This is a genomic window from Kitasatospora sp. NPDC058115 (assembly GCF_042884635.1).
Lineage (GTDB): Bacteria > Actinomycetota > Actinomycetes > Streptomycetales > Streptomycetaceae > Kitasatospora.
Genome location: NZ_JBHVTL010000020.1, coordinates 86,491 through 104,680 on the forward strand (window position 1 = coordinate 86,491; position 18,190 = coordinate 104,680).

Annotated in this window: 19 protein-coding genes; 7 read left to right on the forward strand and 12 right to left on the reverse strand. The window is 75.9% G+C overall.

Going from position 1 to position 18,190, the window contains the following annotated elements; all coding sequences use genetic code 11:
- Window positions 1-43: 43 nt before the first annotated feature.
- The gene (locus ACFVVL_RS21875; RefSeq protein ID WP_387677641.1) at window positions 44-1,018 is read right to left on the reverse strand and encodes an oxidoreductase; all 975 of its coding nucleotides are present in this window, start codon (window positions 1,016-1,018) and stop codon (window positions 44-46) included.
- An 80-nt stretch (window positions 1,019-1,098) separates the two neighbouring features.
- Here ACFVVL_RS21875 and ACFVVL_RS21880 point away from each other — a divergent pair, with 80 nt between their 5' ends.
- Window positions 1,099-1,707: a TetR family transcriptional regulator gene (locus tag ACFVVL_RS21880; protein WP_380287653.1), complete on the forward strand. Its 609-nt coding sequence runs from the start codon at window positions 1,099-1,101 to the stop codon at window positions 1,705-1,707.
- A gap of 121 nt (window positions 1,708-1,828) precedes the next feature.
- Here the strand turns inward: ACFVVL_RS21880 and ACFVVL_RS21885 are convergent, their stop codons facing one another.
- On the reverse strand, window positions 1,829-2,428 hold the full coding sequence (locus ACFVVL_RS21885; RefSeq protein ID WP_380287652.1) for a TetR/AcrR family transcriptional regulator: 600 nt from the start codon (window positions 2,426-2,428) through the stop codon (window positions 1,829-1,831).
- Between the two features lie 113 nt (window positions 2,429-2,541).
- On the opposite strand from ACFVVL_RS21885, the gene ACFVVL_RS21890 reads away from it, so the two are divergent.
- Window positions 2,542-3,744 carry an FAD-dependent monooxygenase gene (locus ACFVVL_RS21890; protein ID WP_380287651.1) on the forward strand — a complete coding sequence of 401 codons (1,203 nt, stop codon included), beginning with the start codon at window positions 2,542-2,544 and terminating at the stop codon, window positions 3,742-3,744.
- A gap of 138 nt (window positions 3,745-3,882) precedes the next feature.
- Here the strand turns inward: ACFVVL_RS21890 and ACFVVL_RS21895 are convergent, their stop codons facing one another.
- From ACFVVL_RS21895 to ACFVVL_RS21920, 6 genes are all read right to left on the reverse strand, one after another.
- Entirely contained in the window at window positions 3,883-4,944 is a 1,062-nt protein-coding gene (locus tag ACFVVL_RS21895) for a hypothetical protein (protein WP_387677645.1), read from the reverse strand.
- Window positions 4,945-5,155: 211 nt separating this feature from the next.
- On the reverse strand, window positions 5,156-6,394 hold the full coding sequence (locus ACFVVL_RS21900; RefSeq protein ID WP_387677648.1) for a sensor histidine kinase: 1,239 nt from the start codon (window positions 6,392-6,394) through the stop codon (window positions 5,156-5,158).
- Window positions 6,391-7,194 (reverse strand): response regulator, encoded by an 804-nt coding sequence (locus ACFVVL_RS21905; protein ID WP_387677651.1) that lies wholly within the window; start codon window positions 7,192-7,194, stop codon window positions 6,391-6,393. Before ACFVVL_RS21905 ends, ACFVVL_RS21900 begins: the two co-directional genes overlap by 4 nt.
- A complete protein-coding gene (locus ACFVVL_RS21910) occupies window positions 7,191-8,162 on the reverse strand; it encodes a hypothetical protein (RefSeq protein ID WP_387677654.1) in 972 nt (323 codons plus the stop codon). Before ACFVVL_RS21910 ends, ACFVVL_RS21905 begins: the two co-directional genes overlap by 4 nt.
- Window positions 8,163-8,313: 151 nt before the next feature.
- Window positions 8,314-9,006, reverse strand: coding sequence for a class F sortase (locus tag ACFVVL_RS21915; RefSeq protein ID WP_380287644.1), 693 nt, complete (start codon window positions 9,004-9,006; stop codon window positions 8,314-8,316).
- Window positions 9,007-9,097: 91 nt separating this feature from the next.
- Complete coding sequence (locus tag ACFVVL_RS21920) at window positions 9,098-9,622, reverse strand: hypothetical protein (RefSeq protein WP_387677657.1); 525 nt, start codon at window positions 9,620-9,622, stop codon at window positions 9,098-9,100.
- 300 nt (window positions 9,623-9,922) lie between these two features.
- On the opposite strand from ACFVVL_RS21920, the gene ACFVVL_RS21925 reads away from it, so the two are divergent.
- On the forward strand, window positions 9,923-10,735 hold the full coding sequence (locus ACFVVL_RS21925; RefSeq protein WP_387677660.1) for an arylamine N-acetyltransferase: 813 nt from the start codon (window positions 9,923-9,925) through the stop codon (window positions 10,733-10,735).
- Between the two features lie 6 nt (window positions 10,736-10,741).
- On the opposite strand, the gene ACFVVL_RS21930 is transcribed toward ACFVVL_RS21925, so the two are convergent.
- On the reverse strand, window positions 10,742-11,404 hold the full coding sequence (locus tag ACFVVL_RS21930) for a TetR/AcrR family transcriptional regulator (RefSeq protein ID WP_380287641.1): 663 nt from the start codon (window positions 11,402-11,404) through the stop codon (window positions 10,742-10,744).
- A gap of 127 nt (window positions 11,405-11,531) precedes the next feature.
- Here ACFVVL_RS21930 and ACFVVL_RS21935 point away from each other — a divergent pair, with 127 nt between their 5' ends.
- Window positions 11,532-12,368 carry an SDR family oxidoreductase gene (locus tag ACFVVL_RS21935; RefSeq protein WP_380287640.1) on the forward strand — a complete coding sequence of 279 codons (837 nt, stop codon included), beginning with the start codon at window positions 11,532-11,534 and terminating at the stop codon, window positions 12,366-12,368.
- An 80-nt stretch (window positions 12,369-12,448) separates the two neighbouring features.
- On the opposite strand, the gene ACFVVL_RS21940 is transcribed toward ACFVVL_RS21935, so the two are convergent.
- Window positions 12,449-12,844, reverse strand: a complete 396-nt coding sequence (locus ACFVVL_RS21940; protein ID WP_387677664.1) for a hypothetical protein — start codon at window positions 12,842-12,844, stop codon at window positions 12,449-12,451.
- Window positions 12,845-12,954: 110 nt separating this feature from the next.
- Here ACFVVL_RS21940 and sigJ point away from each other — a divergent pair, with 110 nt between their 5' ends.
- The 3 genes from sigJ (at window position 12,955) to ACFVVL_RS21955 (ending at window position 17,160) form a co-directional block, all read left to right on the forward strand.
- Window positions 12,955-13,878: an RNA polymerase sigma factor SigJ gene (sigJ, locus tag ACFVVL_RS21945; protein ID WP_387677667.1), complete on the forward strand. Its 924-nt coding sequence runs from the start codon at window positions 12,955-12,957 to the stop codon at window positions 13,876-13,878.
- A 79-nt stretch (window positions 13,879-13,957) separates the two neighbouring features.
- A complete protein-coding gene (locus tag ACFVVL_RS21950; protein ID WP_387677670.1) occupies window positions 13,958-15,118 on the forward strand; it encodes a serine hydrolase domain-containing protein in 1,161 nt (386 codons plus the stop codon).
- 644 nt (window positions 15,119-15,762) lie between these two features.
- Window positions 15,763-17,160 (forward strand): delta-60 repeat domain-containing protein, encoded by a 1,398-nt coding sequence (locus ACFVVL_RS21955; protein ID WP_387677672.1) that lies wholly within the window; start codon window positions 15,763-15,765, stop codon window positions 17,158-17,160.
- A 76-nt stretch (window positions 17,161-17,236) separates the two neighbouring features.
- On the opposite strand, the gene ACFVVL_RS21960 is transcribed toward ACFVVL_RS21955, so the two are convergent.
- Together ACFVVL_RS21960 and ACFVVL_RS21965 are read right to left on the reverse strand one after the other, a co-directional pair.
- Window positions 17,237-17,917, reverse strand: coding sequence for an NUDIX domain-containing protein (locus tag ACFVVL_RS21960; RefSeq protein WP_387677675.1), 681 nt, complete (start codon window positions 17,915-17,917; stop codon window positions 17,237-17,239).
- Window positions 17,914-18,165 carry a hypothetical protein gene (locus ACFVVL_RS21965; protein WP_387670594.1) on the reverse strand — a complete coding sequence of 84 codons (252 nt, stop codon included), beginning with the start codon at window positions 18,163-18,165 and terminating at the stop codon, window positions 17,914-17,916. The genes ACFVVL_RS21960 and ACFVVL_RS21965 overlap by 4 nt, the downstream gene beginning before the upstream one ends.
- Between the last annotated feature and the right edge of the window lie 25 nt (window positions 18,166-18,190).

Below are 18,190 nucleotides of genomic sequence, written 5' to 3' on the forward strand. Positions count from 1 at the left end.
GGACACGGGCGGCCGCCACCGCGCCCCGGCCCCCGACGGACCGTCAGGCCGCGTCGGGGGCCTCGGCGAGGCCGAACCGCACGCCGGTCAGCTCCTCCGAGAGCGCCCAGAGCCGGCGGCCCGCCGCCGCGTCCTGCGCTGTCGGCGCGAGCCGGACCGGGGTCGGCGCGCCGCGCAGTTCGCCGCGGCCGTCCGGGCCGATGAACTCCCCTCCGCGCGCGGCCGGTTCGGTCGCCGCGTAGAGCTGCGGCAGGGCGCCGTCCGCCGGGCGCTGGGCGAGCGGCCTGAGCAGCCGCCCGAAGAGCAGCCGGGCGAGGCCGGTCGGCCCGCTGGTCTGCAGCGCGGTGGCGGTGTAACCGGGGTGGGCGAGCAGACTGCGCACCGGGCTCGCGGCCGCCGCCAGCCGGCGGTGCAGCTCCCGGCCGAAGAGTGCGTTGGCGAGCTTGGACTGGTCGTAGAAGGCCATCGGCGCGTAGTGGCGCGCGCCGTCGAGGTCGTCGAAGCGGATCCGGCCCTTGCGGTGGTTGAGCGAGCTGACGGTCACCACGCGCGGGTCGCGCCCGGCGGCGAGGGCGTCGAGCAGCAGGCCGGTGAGGGCGAAGTGGCCGAGGTGGTTGACGGCGAACTGCAGTTCGTGGCCCTGCGGGCTGAGCGTGCGGGGCGGGGCGAACACGCCCGCGTTGTTGACCAGGACGTCCAGCCGGGGGTGGTCGGCGCGCAGCCGGCCGGCGAAGGTCCGGACGGCGTCGAGGTCGGCCAGGTCGAGGCGGCGGACCTCCAGGCGCTCGCGCGCACCGGGGTCCGCCAGCTCCGCGGCGATGCGGGCGGCGGCCTCGCGCCCCCGCCGCTCGTCGCGGACCACCAGGACCACCCGCCCGCCGCGTCCGGCCAGCGCCCGGGCGGTGGCCAGGCCCAGCCCGCTGTTCGCGCCGGTGACCACGAACACCCGCCCCCGCTGGTCCGGGATCCGCCCGGCGTTCCAGCCCGCACCGCCGCCTGTTGTCTCCGAAGGCTTCATGTGGCAGATGCTGCCGCTCGTGTCACTCGGTGTCAAGGCGCTCCTCGGTGTCAACTCCGGCATGGCGTTACCATCGTCGGGTGACCTCCCGACCCGCCGTCAGCCTGGCCCAGCGCAAGCGCCAACTCGTCGTGGACGAGCTGACCGAGGCCGCCTTCCGGCTGCTCACCGCCCAGGGGTTCGACGCCGTCACCGTGGACGAGATCGCGGCCGACGCCGGGGTGTCCAAGCGGACGTTCTTCCGCTACTTCGCGTCCAAGGAGGACGTGATCGTCCGGTTCCTGGCGGACCTCGGCACCGGCATCGCCGCCGAACTGGCCGCCCGCCCCGCCGCCGAGCCGCCCTCGGCCGCCCTGCGGCACGCCGTCTCGGTGCCGCTGGCCGCCTGCGGCGAGCACGGCGACCGGGCGCTGCACGCCGTGCGGCTGATCCTGCACACCCCCGCGCTGCACGCCCGTTTCCTGGAGCGGCAGGCCGAGTGGCGCGCGGAGCTGTCGGCCGAGCTGGCCCGCCGGCTGGACCGCGACCCGGCCGTCGACCTCTACCCCCGGCTCGCCGCCGGGATGGCGCTCACCGCCTTCGGGGCGGTGCTGGAGCGGTGGAGCGACAGCGACGGCGCCGCCGACCCGGCCGCGCTCACCGCCGAGGCCTTCGCCGTCCTCGCCCCGGCCCTGGACGCTCCCGCGTAGTCCCCCCGACCCCGGGCGACGCGCCCCCGACCTGCGGCCGGGAGGTGCCCCCGCCTCCGCCGCGCGGTGCACGCACCCGGACGCCGCCCGGCCGCCCCGGCCGGAAGACGGGTCCGGAACCTCAGCCGTCGAGCAGCGCGGCGAGGTAGCAGGAGACCTCGGCGCCGAGTTCGGCCGGGTCGGGGACGCGGCCGGCACCGCTGCCGGCGGTGACGTTGAAGAGCACGCCGTCGGCCCAGCGGACCAGTCGGCGGGCGTCCGCCTCGGGCGCGTACGAGCCGCACTCGGCCAGCAGGGCGGTCGCGAGGGCGAGGAAGCCCGCGCCCAGGCGGTCGTAGACGGCGCGCAGTTCGGGGCGCCGGGTGGCTTCGAGGGCCAGCTCGAAGCGGGCCACGGTGAGCGTGCGGCCGGTGGTGAGCGCCTGGTGGACGGCGTCGGCGGCGAGCTGGGCGAGCAGTTCGCGGGCGTGGCCCGTCGTGGGCGTGCGCACCGTCGCCGCGAAGCCCGGGGACTCCAGTTCCGCGATCCGGGTGATCGCCAGCTCCAGCAGCGCCGCCCGGGTGCGGGCCAGGTTGGAGGTGGAGCCGGTCGGCAGGCCGGCCGCCTCGTCGACGGCGCGGTGGGTGAGCCCGCGCAGGCCGCGCTCGGCGATCAGCGCGACGGCGGTGTCGGCGATCAGGGTCTGGCGCTGGGGGCCGGCGGGCGCGGCGCTGCTGGTCATGGGTCCGATCATCGCCGCTCCCCGGGGCCGCCGCCCAATTCTCACTACAGCTGTAGTACGGTCGGACCCGCGATCGGAACTACAGGTGTAGTTCCGCGTCCGAGAGGAGCCCCATGGACCACCGCGACCTGCCGGAGCCGTCGTCCCCGCGCGCCGTCGTCATCGGCGGCGGGATCGGCGGCCTCGCCGCCGCGCTCGCCCTCCACCGCCGGGGCGTCCCGGTCACCGTCCACGAACGCGCCGCCTCGCTCGAACCCGTCGGTGCCGGACTCGCCCTCGCCCCCAACGCCCTGCGCGCCCTGGACCTGCTCGGCGTCGGCGAGCGCCTGCGCGCCCTCGCCGCCCCGCACCCCGCCGTCGGCGTCCGCCACCCCTCCGGCCGCTGGCTCGCCCGCACCGGCACCGACGCCGTCGAGGCCTTCTTCGGCGAGAAGCTGATCGCCGTCGCCCGCGCCGCCGTCGTCGACGCCCTGGTCGAGGCGCTGCCCGCCGGCACCGTCCGCACCGGCTCGCCGGCCGAACTGGCCGAACCCGGCGACGCCCGCACCCCCGCCGTCGTCCGCACCGCCGAGGGCGAGCAGCGGGCCGCGCTGGTCGTCGGCGCCGACGGCATCCGCTCCGCCACCCGGGGCCTGCTCTTCCCCGGCCACCCCGGCCCGCGCTACTCCGGCTTCACCACCTGGCGCTCCGTGATCGACCGCCCGCCGCGCCCGCCGTTCGCCGCCGGGGAGGTCTGGGGCCGCGGCCGGCTCGCCGGGGTCGTCCCGCTCGCCGACGGCCGGGTGTACGTCTACGGCGCCGCCCTCGCCCCGGAGGGCTCCCGGGCCGCCGACGGCGACGAGCGCGCCGAACTCCTGCGCCACTACGGCGACTGGTGCGCGCCCGTCCCCGAACTGTTCGCCTCCCTCGACCCGGCCGGGGTGCTGCGCCACGACGTCCGGGAGCTCGCCGACCCGCTCCCCGCGTACCACCGCGGCCGGGTCGCCCTGCTCGGCGACGCCGCCCACGCCATGTGCCCCTTCCAGGGCCAGGGCGCCTGCCAGGCGATCGAGGACGCGGTCGTGCTGGCCGCCGGCGTCCGCCCCGGCGGGGACCCGGCCGCCGGCCTGCCCGCCTACACCGCCGCCCGCCTCCCGCGCGCCACCGCGATCGTCGACGGCTCCCGCGCCGTCGGCGCCCTGGTCGCCCGCCGCTCACCGCTGACCGTCCTCGCCCGCGACCTCGCGCTCACCGCCGCGGGCCTCCTCCCCGACCGCTTCCTCCTCGGCCGGGCCGCCGCCACCTACGGCTGGCACCCGCCGCAGCCCGCCGCTTGACCGGCCGACCCGCCCGACCGCGACGGGACGGGGGCGGGACGGGACGGGACGGGACGGGACGGGACGGGACGGGACGGGGGCGGCTCCGGCGCGTGCCGGAACCGCCCCCTGAGGACCGCCGTCAGCCCCGGTCGCCGCTCACTTGCCGGCCGGGGCGCCCTTGCTGCCGGGCGCCGGCTTCACGGGCGGCCGGCCCTTCGTGCCCTTGGTGCCCGGCGCGACGATCTGCACGGTGGTGTTCCGGTCGCAGGTCGTCGTCCCGCTGAACGGCCGGGTCGGGCTCTCGTTGACGTAGACACATCGGCTGATCTCCGTCGGCCCGAGCGGAGTGGCCGCGTCGTACGACACCCGGACCCGGACGGTGGTCGTCGACCTGGCGCGGACACCGGAGTCGCGACCTTGCAGGTAGACACCCTCAAGGTCGCCGGGGATGCCGTCGGAGACCTTCTTCAGGGTGGTCCAGGTGCCGTTCGGCCGACGGACCTGGACGGTGGCGTGCGAGCTGACGCCCAGGGCGTTGGCGAGGTTGACGTAGGTCGACGGCGTGGGGTTCCTGAGGACGGCGTCGAACTCGATGGGCGCACCCCCCGCGACCGCGGTGGCCGGGACGCGGCCCAGCGAGGGCGAGAGGCTCTGGACCTTGATCCTCTTGGTCACCTGGGCCAGCCCCACCCACGAACCGGGGGCCACCACGGCGGACCGGAGGTCCAGCGGCTGGACCCAGCCATTGCTCGCACCGTTGTGCGGCTCGCCCATCGGAGCGCCGATCCGCAACTGGACCGTCACGCTGCCGTGCGCCGGAATCTTCGTGTCCACGGGCAGATAGGCCGAGTAGCTCACGGTGTCGCCGTGGACGCCGCTGTCCAGCGCGATGGCCTTCCACTGACCGGTCTTCCGGTCGCGGTACTCCATGGCGATGGCGTGCGGCGGGGTGCCCGGGCCGCTGGTGGCCTCCAGGGCGAGGCCGAACCGTTCCGCCCTGGAACCGGTGTTGGTGATGACCTCGGTGAACTCGACCGGCTGCCCGGCGCCTCCGATCACGGCGGGGGCGTTGACCCTGAGCTTCGCCGAGCGCACCGCGTCGCTCGCGGAGGCGCCGGGCGCCGCCATCAGGACGGTCCCGCCGGCCAGCGCGACCGTGAGCACGGTGGCGGCGACGCGGCGCGCGTGGGACCGGCGACCGGAACAGGCAGTACGCATGAGAACTTCCCCCCATTTCTGCGCGCGGGCAGAAGCCGGCGGCAGACGGTGATCCGACGTGGAAACGGATTGCGGATGCGCCGGGCCGTGAACCCCTCCTCGACCCGTACGCCAGAGGCGCGTTGGCGCCTCGGGTCAGTCAGACACCGCACCGGGCGGAACGGTTGCACAGGGTCGGAAGATTCTTTCGGGCCCGACCGACATGCCGCCCCTAGGGTGATTCGTCACCGAACTCACCGTCGGCCGGAGGGAGGGTGAGGGTGGCGAGGGCGCCGCCGTCGGGGTGGTTGGCGAAGGTGAGGGCGGCGCCGATGACGCGGGTGTGGCCCTGGGCGATGGTGAGGCCGAGGCCGTGGCCCCTGCCGCGTTCGCGGACGCTGGTGCGGAAGCGCTGGGGACCGTCGCGCAGGAGCTCCCCGGGGAAGCCGGGGCCGTGGTCGCGGACGGTGATCCGGTGGCCGTCGACGCGCAGCCGGATGGTGCCGCCGCCGTGGCGGTCGGCGTTGAGGAGCAGGTTGCCGAGGATGCGGTCGAGCCGGCGCAGATCGGTGCGGACGGACGCGTCGGCCGCCACCTCGACCGTCACCTCCAGGCCGGTCAGCGCGACGGTGCGCCGCACCGCGCGTTCCAGCGGCACCGCCGAGAGGTCGGGCAGTTCGGCGTCGGCGTCCAGCCGGGAGACCTCCAGGAGGTCCTCGACCAGCGCGCGCAGCGCCTGCACCCGGTTCTGCACCAGCTGGGTGGGCCGCCCCGGGGGCAGCAGTTCGGCGGCCGTGACCAGCCCGGTCAGCGGGGTGCGCAGCTCATGGGCGACGTCGGCGGTGAACCGCTGCTCGTCCTCCAGGCGCCGGTGCAGCTCCCGGGACATCAGGTCCACCGCCGCCGCGAGGTCGGCCACCTCGTCCCGGCCGTCGACGAGTTCGCCGATCCGGGTGTCGGTGCGCCCGGAGGCGATGCCCCGGGCCGCCGTCGCCGCCGTGCGCAGCCGCCGGCTGATCCGGTCCGCGACCAGCACCCCGACCAGCACGGTGGTGAAGACGGAGGCGACGACGGTGATCAGGATGATCCGGTCCAGGTCGGCGATCGCCCGCCGGTCCTGGGCGAAGTCGATCCGCACCGAGAGCACCCCGTCGCGGACGGCGCCCGCCGCCCACACCGACTCGCCCTCGGGCCCCTCGGCGAGCAGCGACCCGCGCCGTCCCCCGGCGGCGAGGGTGCGCAGCCGCACGGGCAGCCCCGGGTCGTCCAGCGCGGCATGGCGGCCGCCTGCGGCCACGTCCTCGCCGCGCCCGTAGGCGCCGAGCGCCGCGTCCAGCGCGGTGAGCGCCGAGGCGCGCGCCTGGCCGACGTGCTGGCGGACCATCGCCTGGTGGACGAGCAGCCCGACCGCCACCGCGACCAGGACGGAGATGGCGGCGACGGCGGTGGCGATCTGCCGGCGCAGCGTCATTCGGGGCGCCGCAGCTTGTAGCCGAAGCCGCGGACGGTCTCGATCCGCCCGCCGCCGATCTTGGCGCGCAGCCGTTGCACATGGACGTCGACGACCCGGGTGTCGGCGCCCCACTCGTAGTCCCAGACCCGTTCCAGCAGCACGGCGCGCTCCAGCACGATCCCGGGCGCGGCGGTGAACTCCAGCAGGAGGCGCAGCTCGGTGGGGGTGAGCGGGACGAGCCGGCCGTGCACGCGGACCTCCATGGAGTCGGTGTCCACCTCCAGGCCGTCGAAGCTGCGGACGGGCGTGCGGGGTTCGGGTGCCGCGGGCCCGGGCGCGACGGCCCCGGGTGGGACGGCCCCGGCGGGCTCCGGCGCGGCGGCTCCGGTGCGAGCGGGCGGGGGAACGGGCAGGGGTTCGGGCGCGGCCGGGACGACGCGGATGCGGCGCAGCACGGTGCGGATCCGGGCGACCAGCACGGCGCTCTCGAACGGCTTGACGACGTAGTCGTCCGCGCCCGCCTCCAGGCCGGACACCACGTCGACCGGGTCGGTGCGCGCCGACATCATCAGGATCGGCAGCTGGCTCTCCTCGCGGATCCGCCGGCACAGACCGACCCCGTCGAGCAGCGGCAGCATCACGTCGAGCAGCACCAGGTCGGGCCGCACGGCGTGGAACATCTCCAACCCCTCCAGCCCGTCGGCGGCCGTGGACACCGGGAAGCCGTAGCGTTCCAGGGCCATCCGGGTGGCCTCCCGGATCACCTCGTCGTCCTCGACGATGAGGATGCGGGGGTGGCTGGGTGCCGTGGGGTTCATGGCGTGGTCTCCGAGCGGGCGGGCGGCTGCGCGGTGGGCTGCTGGGCGGCGGGTTGCTGCGTGGTGGGTTGCTGGGCTGCGGGCTGCTGAGCGGTGGGCGCGGCCGTGGGGACGGCCGGGCGGGGCTGGCCGGGCTGCGGCACCTTGGGTGCGGGCACGGGCGTGGCCGTCGGGGCACCCGCGCCCGATCCCGCGCCCGCGCCCGGCTCGGAGCCGTCGGGCCGGCGGACCGCGGGCACGCTCGGCCAGGGGGCGGGTACGGTGCCCGTGCCGGGGCGCAGGATGGTCGACCGGTCCCCGGGGGTGGTGGTCGGCGTCGGCTCGGGCTCCTGGACCGGCCCGACGCCCTCGACCTTCTGCTCGGCCAGGACGAGCCGCGCGCCGTCCCAGCTGTAGCGGCGGATGGTCCGGGACCAGCTGGTGGTGGACTCGTACAGCAGCAGGTCGGTGCCGAGCGTCTCGGCGCCGAACCGTTTCAGCAGCTGTACCCGCAGCACGGGCAGCATCCGGTCGGCGGACGCGGTGTAGACGTGCAGCACGTCGGTGTCGACGAGGCCGACGACGACCAGCAGCTCGGGGCGGCCGTCACCGGTCAGGTCGCGGTACTCGGCGGGGCGGATCCCGCAGCCGGTGCAGGGGTCGAGGGCCCGCCGCTCGTCCTGGCTCACGCCGGGGTCCTTGGCCAGCAGCGTGCGGACGTCCACCGTCGAGACGTCCTGCCCGGGGACGGTCAGGTCGGGGACCGGCTGCGGCGCCGGCTCCGGGGTGCGGGGCCCTGCGGGCTCCGGCGACGGCGCGGTGTCCTGGCCCGGCCAGAGCGGGATCCGGGCCGGCGGGCGCGCGACGGCCTCGGCCGCGCCGTGGTCGCGCAGCTCGCCGGGGGCGCCGCAGCCGACCGCGAGGGCGAGCGGCGCGGCGGCGAGCAGGGCCAGGAGGGGTCCGGGCGTGCGACGCGGGGCGGTGCTCATCCTCCGGTGGCCCTCCTGGTCCGCGGTGGTGGTGCCGGTTCGTGCTGGTTCATGCCGGTTCGTGCCGGTTCGTGTCCGGTCGGCAGGTCGTCCGGACGGCACCCGCCGGTTCCCCGGCGGGTGCCGTCCGGGCAGCGTAGCCGCAGCCCGGTCAGCCGGCGGAGGTGGCCGGTTCGGCCAGGTCCGCGAGGACGATGATGTTGTCCGTCCAGTGGCCGTCGGTCCCGATCCGGCCGCCGCAGGTGATCAGGCGCAGCTCGGGCGCCGCCGTGTTCCCGTACACCAGCTCGGTGGGGAAGGCGTCCTTGGCGGCCTGGACCAGCTCGCGGACCCGGAAGTCCACCGTGCTGCCGTCCTCCCGCCGCACCTGGATCCGGTCCCCCGCCCGCAGCTTCGGCAGTCCCCGGAAGACCGCCGGGCCGTGCGCGGTGTCGTAGTGACCGATCAGGACGGCGGGCCCGGTCTCCCCCGGGGTCGGGCCGTTGCGGTACCAGCCGGCCTCACCGGCCCGTTCGGCGGCCGGCACCTCGACGGTGCCGTCGGCGTTCAGGCCGAGGCCGGTCACCGGGGCGTCGACGCCGGCCGCCGGGACGAGCAGGCGGGTCGGCGGCGAGGCCGCGAACGGGCGCGGCGCGGCGGTTCCCGCGCCGGTGGCGGCGGTTGCCGTGCCGCCGGCGGCGGGGGCCGTCACCGGAGCGACCGGTGCGCTCTCCCCCGCGCCGCCCGCGCCGCCCGCGCCCTGACGGGCCGAGGTCTCCACCCGGACCACCGGGGGCTCGCGCTGGTCCGAGAGCGCGACGGTCGCACCGAGCGCCAGGCAGAGCAGCCCGGCCGCCCCGAACACGCCGCGGTTCAGCCCGCCCGGCCGCGGCCCGCCGTGCCGGGCACGCCGCCCGTGGCGACGTCCGTGGCGACGCCCGCCCCGGTGGCCGTCGTCAGCCGCGCGCACCGGAGCGGCGGCGCAGCACGGCGAAGCCGAGCGCCCCGGCACCGATGGCGGCGACGGCGCCGCCGCCGATCAGCTGCAGACCGGAGGAGTCCCCGGCGGTGGAGCCGTCACCGGCCTGCGCGGCGCCCTTGGGCACCTCGCGGACCTGCGGCTGCCCCGAGGCGGGGGCGGGCGCGCCGCCCTCGGCCTCGCGGGTGAGCGACGGCAGCGGAGCGGCCGGGTGGGTGGCGTTCTTCGGCACCGGCGAGATCGTCGGGACCGCGGAGACGAACGGCGACGGGATGGCGGTCGGCGGCGCCGGGGCCGGCTGGGCGGCGCCGCTGCCCGCGTCGCCGGCCGCGGCCGGGGCCTTGACGGCCGGGGTGGCCGTCGGGGTGGCGGGGGCGGGCGCGGGGGCGCCGTCGGCCCAGGCCTGGCCGCCCGTCACGGCGGTCAGCAGCGCGGCGCCGGTCATGGCGCAGACGGCCGTCAGCCGCAGAACGGCACGGTTCCTGGTGGTGCGCGTGGCCATGCGAACTCTCCATTCGTCCTGGTGACGCGGTGTCCGGCCCGGAGTGGCCGGTGCGTCGAGAGCGACGGTAGAAAGCCCGTGTCGCGGTCCCCGGCCGGTCGTGTCACAGCGGCTCATCGGCTGCGTAACGACTCCGGCGGACCGGGCTCCTGCGGCGCGGAGGGCGGGCCTCCGGCGCGATCCCGCCGACCGGCGCCCCGGTGTGACGGCGTCTCCGCCCGGGTCCTAGGACGCAGGACCCACCGCGAGCCGCGCCCGCAGCCCGAGGCCCGGGCGCCGCCCGGTCCGTACGGTGGCGGTATGAGCGTCGACCTCGACAAGTACTTCGCGCGGATCGGGTGGGACGGCGGGCGGGCGCCCACCCTGGCCACGCTCCGGGCGCTGCAGTACGCGCACGTGCTGGCCGTCCCGTTCGAGAACGTCGACGTGGTGGTCGGCACCGTGCCGTCGCTGGAGGTCGCCGATCTGGAGGCCAAGCTCGTCACGGGCGGGCGCGGCGGATACTGCTTCGAGCACAACACGCTGTTCGCCGCCGTGCTGGAGCAACTGGGCTACGACGTCGTCCGCCACACCGGCCGGGTCCGGGCGGGCGCCCGGCCCGGGGAGGTCCGGCCGCGCACCCACCTGGTGCTGGTCGTCCGGGTGCCCGGGGAGGGCGAGGGGCGCCATCTCGTCGACGTCGGCTTCGGGTCGGCGGACGCGCTCCTGGAGCCGCTGCCGCTGGTCCCCGGCCCGGTCCGGGACGGCCGGGGCCGCCGGCACCGGCTGGTCCTGGAGGAGACGGACGGCCCCGTCCAGGTGTGGGTGCTGCAGATCCGCAGGGGCGACGCGTGGCGGGAGCTGGTGGCGTTCACCCTCGACCCGGCGCCCGCGCCCGACATCGGCATGGCCAACTGGCACGTCGCCACCCACCCGCGCTCGCCGTTCCGCCGCCTCTTCGTGCAGCGGACCCTCCCGGCCGGCCACCTCGCCCTCGACGGCGCCAGGTTCACCCGCACCGCGCACGACGGCACCGTGACGGTGCGGGAGCTCGACGGCGCGGAGGAGATCCGCGCCGTCCTGGAGACGGAGTTCGGCATCACCGCGCCGCCGGACGTCCGCCCCGCCCGCTAGGAGCCGTCAGCTCACCGCCGTTCCGGGCGCGGTCAGGCCGGCCGTCAGGAACGCGACCACGGTGGACGGTTCGGGGAACGAAGGCTCCGCGGCGGAGTCCGCCTCGGCGGCGAGCGGGCGCCCGTAGGCCTCCAGGAGGGTGGTGAACGCGAGCCGCCAGCGGTCGGTGATCTCGCGGACGGACAGGTCGGGCAGGGCCCGGCCGAGGACGACCTCGAACGGGGCGGTGCCCGCCCAGGGCGAGCCGCTGAGCGGCCGGTCGGCGGTGAGCATGGTCTGGGCGAGCAGGCGGCACAGCATCCGGCCGCGCTCGGTGCGGATCAGTTCGTCGAACGGTGCGGCGACGGCCGCGACGAGGGTCCGCACCTGCGCGGGGCCCGTCGCCCCGGGGCTCAGGGTGGCCGCTTCCAGCCGCCCCTGCCAGAGCGGCCACAGCTCGCGCCCGAGCAGCGCCGTGACCAGGCCCTCGCGGGAGCCGAAGTGGTAGTGCACCGCGCCCGGGTTGAGGCCGGCCTCCGCGTTGATCGCGCGCACCGAGACCTGGCCCGCACCGCGCTGGAGGAAGAGCCGCTCGGCGGCCGCGAGCAGCCGGTCCCGGGTGGAGGCGGCGTCCTGGGGCGGGGCGGCGTCCGGGGTCGGGTTCGGGTCCTGAGCTGTTCCATCCGGCATGCCGCCATTGCATCACAGGCTCCCGGGTTACCATCCAATCAGTGATTGGAATCCGATTGGCAGATGTTCGGAAGGGCACCCGCCAGTCCGTGTGCTCCCTGCGCACAGTGATCGAGAGGCTCGCACCATGGGTATCTACGCCGTCACCGGCTCCGCTTCGGGAATGGGCGCCGCCAGCGCCGCCGTCCTCCGGGAGGCCGGCCACACCGTCATCGGCGTCGACCTCCGTGACGCCGACATCACCGCCGACCTCGGCACCGCCGAGGGCCGCCGCGCCGCCGTCCGGGGGATCCTGGACGCCTCCGGCGGGCTCCTGGACGGCGTGGCCGCGGTGGCCGGCGTCGGCCCCGCGATGAAGGACCCCGCCGCCGTGGCCTCCATCAACTACTTCGGCCCGGTCGAGCTGCTGGAGGGCCTGCGCCCGGCGCTCGCCCGCTCCTCGGCGGGGCGCGCCGTGGTGATCGGCTCCAACTCCTCGACCACCGTCCCGATGATCGACGAGAAGCTGGTCGAGCTGCTGCTCTCCGGCGACGAGGACGCGGCCCGCGAGCACGCCCGTGCGGCCCTGGCCGCGCTGCCCGCCGAGGCGGCGCGGGCTTCCGAGGGTGCGCCGAGCATCTCCGCCTACGCCACCTCCAAGTTCGCCCTGGCCCGCTGGGTGCGCCGGACGGCCGTCACCCCGGCGTGGGCCCGCGAGGGCGTGCTGCTGAACGTCATCGCGCCCGGCGCGGTGATCACCCCGCTGATGCTCGGGTCCACCGGCGCGGGCGAGGAGCCGGACGCCGACGACTTCCCCACCCCCATGCCGCTGGGCGTCTTCGGCCGGCCCGAGGACATCGCCTTCTGGGTGCACCAGTTCCTGCGGCCCGAGGCCCGCTTCACCACCGGCGCCACCCTGTTCGTGGACGGCGGCACCGACGCGGCGGTACGCCCCGACGCCCAGCCCACCGCGCTGACCTTCTGAGCCGGCGCGGGCGGTGGCCGCGGGCGGTGGCCGACGGCCGGGAGCAGTCCCTCCCCGGCCGCCCGGCCGCCCGGCCGCCGCTACCGCCCGCGGCGCGCGGCTGCGGACAGGCTCCGCCCCAGGTCCAGCACGCTCAGGCCGAACATCAGCACGCCCAGGGGCACGTGCGCCGCCGGCGCGTGGGCGATGCCCAGCACCACCTGGACCGAGGCGAGCACCAGGAACCCGGTGGCGTGGAGCACCGGCCGGGCCGGGCCGCCGCCCGGCCGCCAGGCCAGGACCGCGGCCAGCAGGTAGAGCATCGAGGCCCCGTACATCACCCGCGCCCCGACGCCGTGCAGCGTCCCGCCGTACGTCGTGGAGAGCAGCAGGCCCGCGGTGCTCGCCTGGAAGAGGATCGCCAGGGTCTGCAGGGCGACCGCGACCTGCGGGAAGGTGAAGCTGCGGCGTTCGACGGCGTTGCCCGGAATGGCCATGGTGCGGTCCCTCTTCCTGCCTCGCGGCGGTGGATCGATAGTGTCCCGGTGATTCGACGAAACGGGCCCGCGAAGTGTGAGGCGGGCGGGCACGAGCGGGGGGGACCGGCATGGACACCGGGGACGGACGGCCCACGGACGCGGCCCTCGGCGAGCGGCGGCACCTGATCGACCTCGCCTACCGGATGCTCGGCTCGCCGGCCGAGGCCGAGGACGCCGTGCAGGAGGCCTACGCCCGCTGGTACGCGCTGTCCGCGGCGCGGCGGCAGGCCGTCGAGGCGCCGGGCGCCTGGCTGACGACGGTGGTCAGCCGGATCTGCCTGGACGTGCTGGGCTCGGCGCGGGTCCGGCGCGAGCGCTACGTCGGCGAGTGGCTGCCCGAGCCGCTGCCCGACCGCACCGAGTGGCCCGGCGGCTCGGGGGGCGGGTCCGCCGACCCGGCCGACCGGATCACCCTGGACGAGTCGGTGGGCATGGCCTTCCTGGTCGTGCTGGAGTCGATGACGCCGGCCGAGCGCGTGGTGTTCGTCCTGCACGACGTCTTCCGCTACCCGTTCCCCGAGATCGCCGCGATCGTCGACCGGACGCCCGCCGCCTGCCGCCAGCTGGCCTCCTCGGGCCGGCGGCGGGTCGGCGCCGCGCGGACGCCCGACCCCGGGCAGGCCCACCAGGCCGGTGTGGTGCGGCGGTTCAGGCAGGCCTGGGAGTCCAAGGACATCGAGGCCCTGGTCGGTCTGCTCGACCCCGCCGCCACGATGGTGGCCGACGGCGGCGGCCTGGTCGGCGCGGTGCTCCGGCCGGTCGAGGGCGGCGTGCGCATCGCCCAGTACCTCGTGCTGCTGGCCGAGCGGGCACCGGGTCTCACCCTCCTGGAGCGCAGCGTCAACGGCCGCCCCGGCCTGGTCGCCCAACGCGACGGCGTCACCGCGACGGTGGCCGCCCTCGACCTCGTGGACGGCCGGATCAGCCGGATCTGGGCGGTCCGCAACCCGGAGAAGCTGGGCCGCTGGGGGGCGCCCGCCGACACCCCCTGAACGGCGGGAACCACCCTGCGCGGCCCGGCCGTTGGCCCGGTCAGCGGGGGACGGGCGATTCGGACCTCAGGAGGTCGGTATGGCTCGGCAGGGGGCGCTTCGGCGCGGGTACGGCGCGGTGGCGGTGGCCGCCGCGGTGACGACGGTCGTGACCGTGGGCACGGTGACGTCGGCCGCGGCGGCCGGCACCGGTGGAGGGCACGGGGGGCACGGCGACGGCGTCCACGGGGCGACGCGGGCGTCGATGGCGGAACTCGTCCGGGCCGAGGGCCTGCCCGGGACGATAGCCGGGGTCCGGGAGGGCGACGACAGCTGGTCCGCGGCCGTCGGGGCGGCCGACACCGCGACCGGACGGCCCCGGTCGCCCCGGGAGCGGTTCCGGATCGGGAGCCTGACGAAGACCTTCACCGCCACCGTGGTGCTCCAGCTCCGCGCCGAGGGACGGCTCGGCCTGGACGACCCGGTGGAGCGGTGGCTGCCCGGCGTGGTGCGGGGCAACGGGAACGACGGCACGGCGATCACGGTCCGCCAGCTGCTGGGGCACACCAGCGGGCTGTTCTCCTTCGACGAGGACCCGGCGATGATCCAGCGGCTGGCGAGCCCGGACTTCCTGCTCCACCGTTACGACACCTACCGTCCCGAGGACCTGGTGCGGACGGCACTCGCCCACCCGCCGCTGTTCCCGCCGGGAACGTCCCGCGCCTACTCCAACACCAACTACCTGCTGGCCGGGATGATCATCGCCGAGGTGACCGGCCGCTCGTACGGCGAGGAGATCGAGCGCCGGATCATCCGGCCGCTCGGCCTCTCCGCGACGACCCTGCCCGGTACCGCCGTCGAGCTGCCCCGGCCGCACGCGCTCGGCTACTCCACGCTGTTCGGCGGCTCGCCGACACCGCTGGAGACCACCGAGCTCAACCCCTCGTGGGGCGGGGCGGCCGGGGAGATGATCTCCACGACGGCCGATCTGACGCGCTTCTACTCCGCCCTGATGCGGGGGCGGCTGCTGCCGCGGGCCGAGCTGGACGAGATGATCCCGGCCGCCGGCGGCCCCGGGCTGGGCATCGGCAGCGTGAAGCTCCACTGCGGGGCCGTCGTCTGGGGCCACACCGGCACCATCCACGGCTCGTCGACGGTGGCGCTGGCCACCCGCGACGGCCGGCACGTGGCCGCGTTCAACACCAACGCCGACTGGGTGGAGGGTGAACGCGCGCTCGCGGAGGCCGAGTTCTGCCGCTGAGCACACCCGGCCCGACGCCCGTCCCGGCCCCTCGCGCTCGTCCGCGCGCGGGGCCGGATCCCTTGCCCGGCACGGGAGTTCGGCAGGCGTGACGTCCTACTCCGGGCGTGTGCGGCGCCAGGGGGCGTACGCCGGGGGGCGTGCGGCCAGTGGCAACGCGCCGGCAGAGTGAGGTCCGGCGGCCACGGTCCGGTCGCGGAAAATCCGCTGGTCAGACAAGGTCCTTAAGGCGTACGGAAGTTCGATCAAACCCCGCTCGCCCGCCGTTTCCGGGCGGACGCGAGCTTGCGGCCGGAAAGCCTTGCCCCGGCGCGCGCCGGTGCGCCACGATGGCGACGCGGCCGGTTCCGCAGGACCGGTCGGCGGCCTGAACCTCCGGCATATGCCAATGGCAGGTGGCCCCGTGTTGCCCGGGCAGGCGTCCTACCGCCGCCTGACCCCCGGACGGATCCGTCACCCTCCGTACGGCACGCCCCTCCTGGCCCGCACACCGCATCCACCGATGCCGTCATGCGGCCAGACGTTCCCGCACCGATCCTTCCCTCCCGCCCGCTCGGGCATGCGCGCAAACGGAGCGCGCCCGTGGGCGTCCGTCGTTCCCGGGCTCCCGCCCGGCCTCCCCCTCAGCGAAAGAGGAGTCTGTCATGCGCATGATCAGCGCGCGCCGCCTCGCCGCCGCGACCGGCGTCGCCATCGCCCTCGTCACCGCCGTCCCCGCCAGCGCCACCCCCGGGGCGCTGGACACCACCTTCGGCACCGCCGGCAAGGTGACCACCGACTTCGGCGGCACCCCCTCGCTGCCCGACGTCGCCAACGCCCTGGCGATCCAGCCCTCCGACGGGAAGATCGTCACCGCCGGCCGGGTGGGGCAGAACATCGTCGCCACTCCCAGCGACTCCCAGTTCGCGCTGGCCCGGTACAACACCGACGGGTCGCTGGACACCAGCTTCGGCGCCTCCAGCCCCGTCCCCGGCACCGTCGCCTTCTCGATCCTCGGCTCCCCCACCACCAGCTTCGCCCGGGCCGTGGCGATCCAGCCGTCCGACGGGAAGATCGTCGTCGCGGGCCTGGCCGGCCTGAACGAGCAGACCGCCAACGTCGCGTTCGCGCGGCTGAACACCGACGGAACGCTGGACACCTCCTTCGGCACCGGCGGCAAGGTCGTGCTCAACGTCTCCGGCGGCCTCGGCGACGGCATCCGCGGCCTGGTCATCCAGCCGGACGGCAAGATCGTCGGCGCCGGCGCGGCCGGGCCCAACGGCCTGCTGGTGCGGCTGAACTCCAACGGCAGCCTGGACACCACCTTCGGCGGCGGCCTCGGGCTCACCACGCTGCAGCTCGGCGCCTCCAGCCACTTCTTCGGCCTCGCCCAGCGCAACGACGGCAAGCTGATCGCCGCCGGGTTCAACGTCAACGCGGCCACCGCCTCGGACAACTTCCTCGCCGCCAGGTTCAACACCGACGGCACCCTGGACACCACCTTCGGCACCGCCGGCTCGGCCCACGTCTCCTTCGGCCTGCTGTCCGACCTCGCGTTCGGCATCGCGCTGACCAACGGCGGCAACAACGGCAAGATCGTCCTGGTCGGCCTGGCGCAGTCGGTCGACCCGTTCAACATCATCGGGACCGGCTCCTTCGGCCTGACCGAACTGAACGCCGACGGCAGCCTGAACCTCTCCTTCGGCACCCTGGGCAGGACCACGACCAAGGTCAGCCTCCTCGGCGACGAGGCCCGCTCGGTGGCCATCGGCCCGGCGGGCAAGATCTACGCGGCCGGCGAGAGCGGCGAGATCTCGCCCTTCCCGACCGACCCCGTCACGGGCGTGCAGACCGTGGTCCGGTACACGTCCAACGGGCTCCTCGACACCAGCTGGGGCGCGTCGGGCATCGTCACCACGCCGTTCGGCACCGGCGGCGCGTCGGCGCGCGGCGTCGCCCTCGACTCCAGCAACCGCCTGGTCACGGCCGGCACCGCCAACGTGACCAAGCCCGACCTGACGCCCGGCTTCGACTTCACCGCCGCGCGCTACCAGACCAACTGACCCTCGGAGAGCGGTCCCGGGGCCCGGAACCAGCTGGTTCCGGGCCCCGGGGTCGTGTTCGTGGTGGGGGGTCGGGCTATTCGGCGGGGGTGCCGCGGAGGAGGAAGGGGAGGTGGATGCCGCGGGTGAGGGCGGTGAGGGCGTGGAGGGTGCGGCGGTGCTGGTCGGGGGGCATGGCGTCGGCGAGTTGGTGGGGGTGGAGCCAGTGGACGGCAGTGATGGTGGCGGGGGGTCGGTGGCGGGCGACGGTGGTTTCCTGCGCGCTGGTCAACGTTCCGCCCCAGTAGACGAAGTTGATGCCTTCGGGGAGGGTGCGGGCGTCGACGTAGTCGGTGGCGAGGATGTGGCGCAGGGGGAGGACGAGGCCGGTTTCGGTTTCGGTGTGGCGGCGGGCGGCGAGGTGGGGGAGTTCGTTGGCTTCGGCGCTGCCGCCGGGGAGGGTGAGGCCGTTGCGGTAGGCGGTGGCGACGAGGAGGACGGCGCCGTCGCGGTTGAGGACGAGCGTTTGGTGGCCGAGGCGTCGGCGGGGCGGGGTGGTGAGGATGGTGGGGAGGTGGTGCGGCATTGGGGGGTGCTCCTGTTCGTGTGAGAGCCAGGTGAAGCAGGCGGGCAGTCCGGCGCAGATGCCGGTGGTGAGGATCAGCCCGGATATGAGGAGTTGGGGTGCGAGCGGCCCGTCGTGGATGGGCCAGCAGGCGGCGGTGGCGGCGAGGGCACTGAGGGCGGGGACGCCGAGGGCGGTGGCGAGCAGCTTCACGCCACGTCGGCGGTGCGGGGCCGGCTGGGGTGCTGGACGCTGATGAAGCGCGGCGAGGCGAGGGCCTGGACGAACTCGGGTTTGGTGGTCCACTCGCAGCCCCCGGATTCGGGGCGCAGGTAGACGAGTCCGGCGAGGGTGTCCATGTAGACGGCCTCGACGGGATTGCCGGAGAAGTCCCGGTGTCCGAGGTCCCGGACGACTTCCCCGACGGTGGGGGCGTAAATGGGCATGCGGGGGCTGGGCATGGGGGCTCCATTGATTGCGCAGGGT